This is a genomic window from Cellvibrio zantedeschiae (assembly GCF_014652535.1).
GTDB lineage: Bacteria > Pseudomonadota > Gammaproteobacteria > Pseudomonadales > Cellvibrionaceae > Cellvibrio > Cellvibrio zantedeschiae.
This window is the reverse complement of record NZ_BMYZ01000001.1, coordinates 1,810,434-1,822,969: the sequence shown is the minus strand read 5'-3', so window position 1 is coordinate 1,822,969 and position 12,536 is coordinate 1,810,434. Positions and strand designations below refer to the sequence as shown.

At 43.7% G+C, this 12,536-nt stretch carries 10 protein-coding genes; 6 read left to right on the top strand and 4 right to left on the bottom strand.

Translation table 11 applies throughout. The features are described from left to right. Window positions 1-56: 56 nt before the first annotated feature. The 6 genes from ku to IE104_RS08040 all read left to right on the top strand — a co-directional run bounded on the left by ku (window position 57) and on the right by IE104_RS08040 (window position 9,190). On the top strand, window positions 57-1,013 hold the full coding sequence (gene ku, locus IE104_RS08065; protein WP_189417370.1) for a non-homologous end joining protein Ku: 957 nt from the start codon (window positions 57-59) through the stop codon (window positions 1,011-1,013). 5 nt (window positions 1,014-1,018) lie between these two features. Next, window positions 1,019-3,712, top strand: a complete 2,694-nt coding sequence (gene ligD, locus IE104_RS08060) for a DNA ligase D (RefSeq protein WP_189417369.1) — start codon at window positions 1,019-1,021, stop codon at window positions 3,710-3,712. Window positions 3,713-3,845: 133 nt separating this feature from the next. After that, window positions 3,846-7,136, top strand: a complete 3,291-nt coding sequence (gene treS, locus IE104_RS08055; RefSeq protein WP_189417368.1) for a maltose alpha-D-glucosyltransferase — start codon at window positions 3,846-3,848, stop codon at window positions 7,134-7,136. Window positions 7,137-7,156: 20 nt separating this feature from the next. Continuing rightward, window positions 7,157-7,762: a DNA-formamidopyrimidine glycosylase family protein gene (locus IE104_RS08050; protein ID WP_229837720.1), complete on the top strand. Its 606-nt coding sequence runs from the start codon at window positions 7,157-7,159 to the stop codon at window positions 7,760-7,762. A 296-nt stretch (window positions 7,763-8,058) separates the two neighbouring features. Further along, entirely contained in the window at window positions 8,059-8,961 is a 903-nt protein-coding gene (locus IE104_RS08045) for an SDR family oxidoreductase (protein ID WP_189417367.1), read from the top strand. A 49-nt stretch (window positions 8,962-9,010) separates the two neighbouring features. Further along, on the top strand, window positions 9,011-9,190 hold the full coding sequence (locus IE104_RS08040; RefSeq protein ID WP_189417366.1) for a hypothetical protein: 180 nt from the start codon (window positions 9,011-9,013) through the stop codon (window positions 9,188-9,190). Window positions 9,191-9,268: 78 nt separating this feature from the next. On the opposite strand, the gene IE104_RS08035 is transcribed toward IE104_RS08040, so the two are convergent. From IE104_RS08035 to IE104_RS08020, 4 genes are all read right to left on the bottom strand, one after another. Next, window positions 9,269-10,015, bottom strand: a complete 747-nt coding sequence (locus IE104_RS08035; RefSeq protein ID WP_189417365.1) for a cytochrome b/b6 domain-containing protein — start codon at window positions 10,013-10,015, stop codon at window positions 9,269-9,271. A 100-nt stretch (window positions 10,016-10,115) separates the two neighbouring features. Continuing rightward, window positions 10,116-10,619, bottom strand: coding sequence for a c-type cytochrome (locus IE104_RS08030; protein ID WP_189417364.1), 504 nt, complete (start codon window positions 10,617-10,619; stop codon window positions 10,116-10,118). A gap of 127 nt (window positions 10,620-10,746) precedes the next feature. Then, on the bottom strand, window positions 10,747-11,715 hold the full coding sequence (locus IE104_RS08025) for a hypothetical protein (RefSeq protein ID WP_189417363.1): 969 nt from the start codon (window positions 11,713-11,715) through the stop codon (window positions 10,747-10,749). Between the two features lie 9 nt (window positions 11,716-11,724). Then, window positions 11,725-12,531 (bottom strand): hypothetical protein, encoded by an 807-nt coding sequence (locus tag IE104_RS08020; protein ID WP_229837719.1) that lies wholly within the window; start codon window positions 12,529-12,531, stop codon window positions 11,725-11,727. Window positions 12,532-12,536: the final 5 nt, after the last annotated feature.

The window sequence follows — 12,536 nt, the reverse complement described above, 5'->3', positions numbered from 1 at the left end:
TAAGTTAATTTAAGAATTCGCATAATTTAAGATTTAGTTCAACAAAGGCGATTGATATGGCGCGTGTTATCTGGAAAGGGGCGATCAGTTTTGGATTGGTGCATATTCCTGTGGCGCTGCAATCTGCTACAGAATCACAATCGATAGATTTTGATTGGCTTGATGAACGTTCTATGGAGCCAGTTGGCTACAAACGTATTAACAAGGTCACCGGCAAGGAGATTGCTCCAGAACATGTCGTTAAAGGCATTGAGTACGAAAAAGGGCGCTATGTTATTTTAAGCGAAGAAGAAATTAAAACTGCTCATCCTGCGTCAACCCAAACTATTGATATTTTTTCCTTCATCGACAGCGACCAAATTCCTCTCACCAATATCGATACTCCTTATTACCTTGCGCCTGATAAACGTGGCGAAAAAGTCTATGCGTTACTGCGTGAAACTTTAACCGATACGAATAAGGTCGCTCTTGCGTACGTTATCTTGCACACTCGGCAACACTTGGCTGCTCTTATGCCAATAGATTCTGCGCTGGTCTTGATTTTATTGCGATGGCCTACTGAGGTGCGGAGTTTAGATAGCATAGCCCTAACCAAAACCACTACTGAAGCGAGCTTGACGAAAAGTGAAAAAGAAATGGCGAAGCGGCTGGTCAGTGACATGGCAGGAAAATGGGAGCCTGAAGAGTATCGCGATAGCTTTCACGAAAAAATTATGGAGTTGGTTGAAACCAAAGCGCGTAATGGCGAGATCGAAAATGTGGAAACTGATATTGGCGAAACAGAACGTAAGAGTGCAGATATTATTGATTTAACCGAACTCTTAAAACGCAGTTTGCGTGGCAAAGCAGAAACCAAGTCCTCAAAAAGTGAGGAGTCCAAGTCAGTGTCGGCAAGCAAACCAAAAGCCAAGCCTGAAGCTAAGGCAAAGAAAAAAACTGGCGCTTCTTCTGGAAAATCAACGCAGGGTAAGTCTCCCTCAGCAAAAACAGTTCGGGCAAAATCAGCGAGGTAACTTTAATGGCTAGCGCATTGAGCGAATATAATCGCAAACGCAATTTTAAATTAACCTCGGAACCCGCTGGCGATCTAACTAAAAGTAAAGGAAAAAAAACCGCACACGCCCTGAAATTTGTGATTCAAAAACATGATGCTCGCCGTTTGCATTATGATTTTCGCTTGGAAATTGACGGCACATTGAAAAGTTGGGCAATTCCGAAAGGCCCAAGTCTTGATCCCAAAGAAAAGCGTTTGGCCGTCCATGTAGAAGATCATCCCCTAAGTTACGCTTCATTTGAAGGCTCTATTCCACACGGCCAATATGGTGGTGGGGATGTCATAGTATGGGATCAAGGCATTTGGCAACCGTACGATGATCCAGTCGAGGCACATAAAAACGGCAAACTAAAATTTACGCTTATAGGTGAAAAACTTGCCGGAGATTGGACGTTGGTGCGCACTAATTTGCGCGGTAACGGTGATAAGGAACAGTGGTTGCTGATTAAAGAGCGCGATGAAAGTGCACGTCCTGCTGAGGAATATGATGTTGTAACTGCGCTTCCGCAAAGCGTGGTTAGCGGTGCATTGATTAAAAAATCAAAAAGCGAAAGCCTATCCAAATCTGCACCAATTGAAAAAAAATCTATCAAAAAAACGCCTATAGGCCTTGCCAGTGAATCTATAAACTCATTTAGCAAATCCGCAAAAAATACAGAGGCTAATAAAAAAAGTAAAAAAATAGTCTTGCCTGAATTTCTATCTCCCGAGTTAGCCACTTTAGTCAGCGAGCCACCTTCCGGTGATTGGCATTACGAAATAAAGTTTGATGGTTACCGCATTCTTGCCCGAATACAAAAAGGCAAAGTTAATTTGTTTACTCGCAATGGTCACGATTGGACCCATAAGCTTCCGCTGCAAGCAGAAGCCATAGCAGCGCTTGGGCTTGAAGATTCCTGGCTTGATGGTGAGGTGGTGGTACTGGATGATTCTGGCCTGCCAAGTTTTCAAGCACTGCAAAATGCATTTGAATTAGGCAAAAGTAAAGATATTTTGTACTACTTTTTCGACGCGCCTTTTTTAAACGGTAGAGATTTACGCGAAGAACCGCTTGAAACCCGCCGAGCTGAACTTGAAGCTATTATTCCTGCCCCACGTAAAAGCCCATTGCGCTTTTCATCTGCATTTATGCTAGATCACCAAAATATACTGGCCAGTGCCTGTGCTATGTCGTTGGAGGGAATTATTGGCAAACGTGCCGGTAGTCCTTATGTCAGCAAGCGTAGCGGTGATTGGATTAAACTTAAATGCAGATTACGGCAAGAATTTGTCATCGTTGGATATACAAAGCCCCAAGGCTCGCGCTCAGGTTTTGGAGCATTGCTGGTAGCGGTACACGAAACTATGGGTAAACCTGAATTGCGTTATGCGGGGCGTATAGGGACTGGTTTCGATAGAAAAGGATTAGAGCAGCTATACGACACCATGAAAAAGTTGGAGCGTGACTCAACGCCCTTATCGCATAAATTGCAAAGCTCCCAAATGCGTGGCGTGCAGTGGGTAGAGCCAAAGTTAATTTGCGAAGCTGAGTTTGCGCAATGGACGAGCGAGGGAATTTTAAGGCAAGCGGCATTTGTTGCATTGCGAACCGACAAACCCGTGCGCGATATTATTCGTGAGCAAGCCCGTTTGCCAAGTGATCTACCTCCGCCCGAAAAAATAAAAAAATCTATGACTGGAAATAATAGTGCGCCCATCGAAAAAATTATTGGTAAACACACCTCTAATGCTAGTCAAACCAAGCAAAAGAAATCAGTGGGAGATAATCAGGTTTTCAACATTAAAATTACTCACCCTGACAGAATAGTTGATCCTGATTCCAAATCGACCAAAAAAGATGTGGCGGTGTTTTATAACGAAATTTCCAATTGGATTCTGCCGCATCTAAATGATCGCCCCGTTTCCCTTTTACGTGTTCCCGAAGGGATAGACGGCGAGCAATTTTTTCAAAAGCATGTGCAGCATCTAAGCATTCCCAATATCAAGCAGTTGGATAGGGCACTTGACCCCGGGCACGCTGCGCTCATGGAGATTGATAGCACCGAAGCTCTGGTTGGCGCCGTACAAATGGGTACTATTGAACTTCATACCTGGGGGGCGAAAGTCGATCATATTGAAACGCCTGATCGCATAACGCTTGATCTCGATCCTGACCCCGCATTGCCCTGGCGCAGCATGATTGAAGCAACTCGTCTTACCTTGGCGGTGCTTGACGAATTAAAGTTGGATGCGTTTTTAAAAACTACCGGGGGCAAAGGTATTCATATTGTTATTCCGCTAAAGCCTGATGCGGAATGGGAATATGTAAAAGAGTTTTCCAAGGCAATTGCGCAATTTATGAGTCGCCAGATCCCGGAGCGTTTTGTTGCAAAAATGGGCCCTAAAAATCGCATTGGAAAAATATTTATCGATTATTTGCGGAACCAGCGCGGTGCGAGTGCAGTATCAGCATACTCAGTGCGTGCCCGCAGCGGTTTACCTGTGTCAGTGCCAATAACAAAAGATGAGTTAATGAAATTAACTTCATCCGCACAGTGGAACATAGGAAATTTGCACCAGCGTCTCGAACGATTAAAAACTGATCCATGGGAGGACTATAAAAATAGCCAAACTATTACGCAAGCTATGTGGAAAAAATTGGACGCAAATCGCCCCTAAGTGCACGGCTATTTATTTTTCTAATGTTGTTTGGCGTACAGTTTATAGAGTCACTTTAGTTAATTATAAAAACATTTCTGTTCAGTAAAGGAATTTTGCTGGCCGGTTTTAGATTAACTGAAAGGGCGCTTCTATGGTCGGTAAAAGCAAGGTCAAGGTTTCCGCACAATCTTTTCTCCATGACCCCTTGTGGTACAAGGACGCAGTTATTTATCAAGTCCATGTTAAATCCTATTTTGACGCCAACGACGACGGTGTTGGTGACTTCGCCGGACTTATAGATAAACTGGATTACATTGCCAAATTAGGCGTTAATGCCATTTGGCTCCTACCTTTTTATCCTTCGCCCATGCGCGACGATGGTTACGATATTGCAGAGTACCGAGATATACATCCCGCATATGGCACCATGGCCGAAGCTCGCCGTTTTATTCGTGAGGCCCATAAACGCAATCTCCGTGTTATTACTGAAATGGTAATCAACCATACGTCGGATCAACACCCCTGGTTTCAGAAAGCACGACGCGCGAAAAAGGGATCAAAGGCCCGTAATTTTTATGTGTGGTCCGATACCAATCAAAAGTACGAAGGCACACGAATTATTTTTTCTGATACTGAAAGTTCAAATTGGACTTGGGACCCAGTGGCGGGCCAATATTTTTGGCACAGGTTTTATTCCAATCAACCCGATTTAAATTTTGACAATCCTGAAGTTTTAAAAGAAGTTTTAAGTCTGATGCGGTTTTGGTTTGATATTGGCGTTGATGGTTTGCGCCTGGATGCCATTCCCTATTTGGTTGAGCGAGAGGGAACTGCCAATGAAAACTTACCTGAGACTCACGAGGTTTTAAAAACAATTCGCGCTGAGCTTAACGCTCACTATCCAGATCGCATGTTATTGGCGGAGGCTAATCTTTGGCCTGAAGATATTCAACAATATTTCGGTAATGGCGATGAATGCCATATGGCATTCCATTTTCCATTAATGCCACGCATGTATATGGCGATTGCGCAAGAAGACCGTTTTCCAATTATCGATATTCTGCGACAAATGCCAGAGATTCCACAAAATTGCCAGTGGGCCATATTTTTGCGTAACCACGATGAACTCACCCTTGAAATGGTTACGGATCAGGAGCGTGATTATCTTTGGAATTATTACGCTGCCGATAAACGTGCACGTATTAACCTGGGTATACGCAGGCGCCTGGCTCCCTTAGTTGAGCGAGACCGTCGCCGTATTGAATTATTAAATAGTTTGCTCTTGTCCATGCCGGGAACACCCACACTTTATTACGGTGATGAAATTGGTATGGGCGATAATATTTTTCTTGGCGACCGTCATGGCGTGCGCACGCCCATGCAATGGTCTGATGACCGCAATGGTGGATTTTCTCGTGCCGACCCAGCAAGTTTAATTGCACCGACAATTATGGATCCGCTTTATGGATTCCAGGCAATCAACGTCGAAGCTCAAGCGCGCGATACGCACTCCTTATTAAATTGGACGCGTCGTATGCTCGCGGTGCGCAAACAGCAAAAAGCATTTGGACGCGGCAATTTAAAGATGCTCGCACCGGCCAATCGTAGAATTCTGGCTTATTTGCGTGAATACACCAGTCCCGAAGGCGTGACAGAAATTATTCTCTGTGTCGCAAATATGTCGCGCGCAGCGCAAGCAGGTGAGCTTGATTTGTCGGCATATGCAGGAAAAATACCCGTAGAAATGATTGGTGGTACTTCTTTTCCTGTAATCACCAAACTCAATTATCTTTTAACTTTACCGCCTTATGGTTTTTACTGGTTTTTATTGGCAGACGATACTCAAATGCCTAACTGGTATGTCGCTCCGGTGGAGCGCTTGCCGGAGTTACGTACAATTATTATCAAACAGGATTTATTGGATTTATTACAAGCACCCGCACGAACTATTCTTGAGCAAGAAGCACTGCCTGGTTATTTACCTAAATGCCCTTGGTTTACGCATATAGGCGAGCCCTTAAATGAAGTCCACCTATCCTATGTTGTTCCCTTCGGCGAACCGGAAGATTTTTTTGCATTGGCTGAGGTAGAAATTAATCGCGAAGATTTAAGGGAAGGATATTTTTTACCTTTAGGTGTGATTGCTGATCATCTTGCGGGTACTGCATCGCAACAGCTGGCATTGACACGTTTGCGTCAAAAGCGCGCAGTGGGTTTATTGACAGATGCTTTTACCTTGCCCAATTTCAATCGCAAAGTATTGCAATATTTACAAGATCAACGAGTTCTTTCTTTGGGAGACAATGGTGAATTGCAATTTATTGCCACGCCACAATTGGAGAATATCGAAGAAAAAACTGATACCGAAATTGATTTGGTCGCCACTAACGAGGCCAATGGTTCAGTCGTTATTGGCGGCACCATGGTGCTAAAACCGGTTAGGAAATTGGCTGAAGGTGTGCACCCTGAAATAGAGATAAGTAATTATTTGAGTGAAGCGCAGTTCGCCAATATTGTTCCTATTCTCGGCGAGGTAAAACGTGTTGATGAACAAGGTAAGCAATATACATTGATGATTTTGCAAGCCTACATCAGCAATCAGGGTGATGCCTGGCAATGGACGCAAAATACCCTTGAGCGCGCGTTGCGTGATCGGTTAACGGCAGGCACATCCTCCATGGATATTCAATACCCGGCGATGGATGAACTTGAAAGCTTTGCGCAAATCCTGGGCACTCGTTTGGGAGAAATGCATTTGCTACTCGCGCAAGAATCAAAAAACACACGTTTTGGTTATGTTGAAACCAAAACAAAAGAAGCAAATCAATGGGCGCGCCACATCAGTGATCGCTTGCAGCAAGCGCTTGGCATTTTGCAAGAGAGAGATATTAAAGACGCAGCAGGTTTAATTTCCCGTAAAAATAAGATTCTTGCGTTAATTAAAAAACTGTCTGCCTATGCCGTGGAAGGAGTTCTCATTCGAATCCACGGAAACCTGCATCTTGCACAAATTTTGGTTGCCCGCAGTGATGCTTATTTTGTTAACTTTGAAGATGGAATAATAGCAGATGAAACCCAATTGCGATTGAGCCCCTTAATCGATGTTGCAGATATTTTGTGCTCATTTGAAGATGCGGGCACCATAACATTGAAGGCGGCACAAGGTGTGGACACTTCAGCAGAAACAAATCGCCTGCAGCAAATATCACTTAAATATCGTCGTAAAACGCGCGATGCTTTTTACAGTGCCTATAAAACTGCTGCAACGAAATTGCCCCATGCATGGCAGGCAGATGCGAGTGAAGATGCTGTGCTGCGATTGGCTTGTATCGACAACAGAATACGGGAAGTACTCAAAGCGAGTTACAGACCTGAATGGTTAGATGTGCCTCTACAAGGATTAATTCGTGAAAGTGAGGAGGGTTTGAAACTCTACTCTTAACTTGAATTGAGGAGCCGCTTATGCCTGAAGGCCCATCCATTGTTATATTGAAAGACTTAGCACAAGAATTTACCGGTCGAAAAATTTTGCATGTTGAAGGCAACAGTAAAATCGATAAAACCCGGGTGCAGGGGCAACATATTAAATCGTTGCGCAGTTGGGGAAAACATTTTTTAATTGAGTTATCCGGCTTTTCAATTCGCATTCATATGCTTATGTTTGGCAGTTACAGAATTAACGAGCGTAGAGACAGCCCGGCCAGATTAAGTTTGCAGTGCACCGATAATACCGAGCTAAATTTTTATGCCTGTTCAGTCAAATTCATAGAGGGTGAATTGGACGAGTCTTATGATTGGACGGGTGACGTTATGTCGGATCAATGGAACCCGGCTGCGGCCCGTAAAAAATTGCGTTCTCTCCCTCAAACATTTGTTTGCGATGCGCTACTTGATCAGGATATTTTTGCGGGAGTTGGTAATATTATTAAAAACGAGGTTTTGTTCCGGGTGCGGGTTCATCCGCTTTCAGCTGTGGGAGCATTACCAGCCGCTAAACTGCGGACGATTGTAGAAGAAGCACGCAACTACAGCTTTGAATTTTTGAATGGAAGAAGGCGTTTGTATTAAGGCAACATTGGCTTGCTCATAATAAACGTATTTGCCCGCGCTGTGATATTCCGTTTAAACGAGCGCACCTGGGAAAAACTTACAGACGAAGTTTTTACTGCGAGAAATGCCAGAAAAAATATTCATTGGACTCCTAGTGATTTTCAAAGTTAAACGACAGCAGGGATTGAAAAAAATAATCAAATATAATGTTGGGCAATTACACCGCCAATATAAATCCACGGTTAGACAGCGTACAGAGATAGTGTGCGCCCGGTCTCATATTACAGTTTGATTTTACGGCTGGAGGTGATTCCATGAAAACTTTTGATCAATACACTATGCAAGATCCGCGAACGCAGTATCCGCTACCAAAAGCCAAGCCTGATGCTTCTCAACCTGAGCCAGGGTTGGATAAACTTTTAAAACCCAAAGCCGATCATGGCGAAGCATCCTACCGCGGCTCGAACAGGCTAGCTGGTCGCAAAGCTTTGATTACAGGTGGTGATTCAGGCATTGGCCGTGCAGTTGCTATTGCATTTGCACGTGAGGGAGCAGATGTAGTTATCACTTATATGCCCAGTGAAGAAGAGGATGGCCAGGAAACAATTAAACAGATAAAAGATGACGGCCATAAAGCTTTGGCTATTTCCGGGGACATTACTGACGAAAATTTTTGTAAAAAATTAGTTGCTAAGGCTATAGCAGAATTAGGTTCGCTGGATATATTGGTTAACAATGCCGGTAAGCAACAATATGTAGAAGAATTTCAAGATATCACCACCGAACAATTCCAGAAAACATTTGCAACTAATGTGTTTGCTATGTTTTGGATTAGCCAGGCTGCAGTGCCCCATATGCCTGCTGGTTCCAGCATTATTAATACAACCTCAATTCAATCCTATCAACCATCTGCTGGTCTATTGGATTACGCTTCTACCAAGGGTGCTATTACCGCCTTCACAAAAAGTTTGGCAAAAATGTTAGTCAAGCAGGGCATCCGTGTAAATGCAGTTGCACCCGGCCCCATTTGGACACCGCTTCAGCAAAGTGGTGGACAACCGCCAGAAAAACTAGAGCACTTTGGTGAAAAGGTTCCCTTGGGCCGCCCTGGGCAGCCAGCAGAAGTTGCACCAGCCTTTGTGTTTTTGGCGTCGCAGGAATCAAGTTATATAACTGCCGAGGTTATTGGTGTAACTGGCGGGCAACACCTTCCGTAATTAATTTTATTGAAAATTTTTTCAAGTTTAATTTGTCTTGGAGGGGATCATGAACTGGATAACCGAACATTCTGCCTGGATTTTATTTGCGTTGATATTATTTACGGCGATTTGGTTTATTGCATTTTCTGCGCGTAATCAACAGGCAAAAACTGATCAGGGGAGTGGCTTGCATTCTGATGAAAAGCCCAGTGGCGTAGTACCGCTTAAAAAGAGCGATAAGTTGTAAAGGTGAACTGTTAAAAACCATGTGAATAATAAGGCGGTCAAGTAACCGCCTTTATTTTTAAAGTAACTGGTCTTTGTTTCAGTATTCCTCAATTGATAAAGCCGCTGTTGGTGCATGCGAAATAATCCAGGCCAGAACTAATGCCAGAATTATCACGATTATGATCGCAAGCCATATTCTTGATGAGCTTATTGGCGTTTGGTCTACAGCGTGGTCTTGCTGAGCTTTCTTGCCAGTAAACATGGCTTTAATAATATTGTCGCGCTTGATAAATACGTGCACAAGTACAGCTACTATGTGTAGCAATATTGCGCCGAGAATCCAATAAAATAATTGACGGTGAAGTGATGTTAGTTTCAGGCTTAACTCATCACTCACATAAGCGTAAAGTGGACCCACATTTAAAATTTCATCGTTTGTAAACAGGCCAGATACCCCTTGAATTAACGAGGCCAACAATAAAACAATAACCATTATTGCCCCAAGGGGATTGTGACCCAAATAATGTTTCTCGGTCCCCCTTAAGGTGTTTATGGCATATTTGATAGTGGTTATAGGGTTGCGCACAAAATTAGAGAAGCGCGCATGATAGGTTCCTACCAAACCCCAAATGATTCGGAAACTCACCAGTACAATAAGGGCGTAGCCACACCAAAGGTGATACTGAAAATAATTGGTGCCGAGTGAGTTGGTGATATAAGCAGCAATGAATAATAAAACGAGCAACCAGTGAAAAATTCGAACCGGTAAATCCCAAACCTTTATGGTCTTAGCCGTTGTTTTATTCTCCGTAGTAGTTGTGGAGTTTTCATTTAAATCTGTCATGGTTTCACCAGATACTTTGGGTGCAGATAAATAGAAAAATGCCCCTGTGTGTAAAGCAGGGGCATTTGTTTGTTCGGCCTAATAAATACTCAGGCGTATTTTATTTAACCTTGAACGACTCGTGGCAGCCTTTGCAATCTTTTGCTACAGCACCAAAAGCTTCTTTAAACGCGTCTGAAGCAGTTTTTTCTGTAGCGGTTACTTTAGCGAGCGTAGCAGCGTGTTCCTGGAACTCTTTGAGTTTTTTATCAAACTCAGCTTTGTTAGTCCATGCGTCTGCTTTGGCTTTGGTATCTGGCTCACCCAGATTAGAGGCTTCCGGGAAAGAGCTGTCTAAAAACTCTGATAAAACCAAAATACGATTTGCGCGTTTTTGCGCATCGGCTTGATTGTATTCGGCTTTACCTTGGGCAGCATCACCAAGTGGTTTGAAACTGTTGCCAATCAATGTGAATGCAGCTTTGCGCACAGCTATAGCTTGTTTAGCGGGGTTTGGACCAGCTTGTTTGTCAGCCGCCGGAGCAGGCGCAGGATCAGCAGCAAATAAACTGACGCTGGCAGTTGCCAACAGGGCGAAGCTCAGGGTTTTCAGCGTTAAATTCATTGTAAATACTCCGTATATAAGGAATCAGATTTATAAGTTTGTATTTTCTTGCCTGTATCTTCTAGTGTTAATTCGTTAACTTTTGTTTAGTAATTAATCAATAATATTTCATTAGTGATTGTGATTTTTACGGGGTCAAAGTTGTTTTGGGCGATGTGTTATCTGCCGTTTTCTTAACCGCACCACCACCAAAGCCGCCATTGTTTTCGGTACAGATCTGCTCGTAGGGCTCAAGTAATAGCTCTTTACCATTATGTTTTGCCACACCTAGCTGATTATTCCACCCATCTTCCGCGAACTTCTCCACGCGACGGTTGGGAATTTCCAATGTCCATGGGCGAGTATAAACGCTTGGGTCAGTGTAAGTAGCTCGGTAAGTGAAACGTTCGCGATTGTTATCGAAAATAAATTTTTCTGCAACCTGTGCATTCTCACTGGCAAATTCACCGTTACGGCCAAAGCGCGATTTGGAATTGTTGTTAGTAACATCCACAATCAGTGTATTACCTTCCCAATGGCCACGCGAATCGCCATTCCAAAGTTTAATGTTCTCTGGCAGGTGCGGTTTTTTATCCAGATGGATAATGCGCGAGCCCGAATCAAACAAGAAGACGACATAGCCAGGGTATTGGCGAATTTCATAACCGTGCCACATAAATGACTTTGATGGCCCCGCAGGTGCGCAGCGAGCAAGGGGTTCTATGTATTCCGGTTTGGTTGGGTCGAGCAAATGTTTCGCATAATCCTTTTGTAATTCACGCGCCCAGGCTTGGAAAGGTACTTGGCCATCTTCAGGGTCAACCACGCGACTTGGTGCGCGCGGTTTATCGTTATTGCGATTGCCACCACCTTGTGGATTCACCAGATTATTATGGTTGCCAATGGTGTTTGACCATTGCCCCTGAACATCGGGTTGGCCATCAGATAGTTTCGGGCCGGTCCATTTGCCTTGCTCAACTTTGTAAACGTAATTTTCACGTTCAAATTTTGGGAAACTTGCGCGATCTTCTTGCGCAAAAGCACTTGCAGAACCGATTGCCAAAAGTCCGGCAATAAATGCATGTAAAGGGTAACGGGATGTAAAAATAGTTTTCATAGCATCATCCTAGTTAGCGGCTGTTGATGAGGATTTTGCTGGTGCTGATTCAGCAGGGTACGGATAGTATTTGTCGTACTCCAATGTGTAGCGATAATCTTCAATCAGTTGGAAATTGGGCTCGCGATGGCGATGCAAAATCACACTGATATTCCACGGACGGCTAAATACTTTTTCATCTTCAATAGTGGCTTTGTATTCAATGGTATTTGCATCCAATAATTTCCAGCGCTCTACAACATGCAGTGCGTCGCTGTGAAAATTACCGGCGCGATCCAGCCAGGTTCCATCGTTAAAATGTTTAACATCTACTACGAGCGTATCTTTTTCCCAATGGCCACGCGAATCACCAAACCACCAATCGTTAGGATCTTCCGGATGTTGTGTGTTGTTAGTATGAATGGTGCGCACTGAATGACCGAATTGATGAAAAACGGTGATGTCACGGTCACGCTGAAAAATTTGAAAAGGCTCAGGGTAATAAATTCCGCGCGGAACACCCAAAGTCCAGCCTTTGAGGCGTGGATCATCCATTAAACGGTTTTCAAAATTCTTTTTCTTTTGCGCCAGAGCTTTGGGCAAGTAGGGGATTACTCCACCCTCAACTATTCCCGCGCTTGGTGGTGCATCGGCACGCAATGAATGTGGTTCCAAATCGTAATCAGCCGCACTGGTTGTTTGCCAGATGCCTGAAAGGTCCGGATGACCATTTAGTTTAGGAATTTTGTCCGCAGCATTTGCGGTTAATGAAATTAGCAAGCTTGTTATTAATAACAATGAACTGCTCGACAAAGGTCGAGCTTTTAAAAAACGCATGGGAA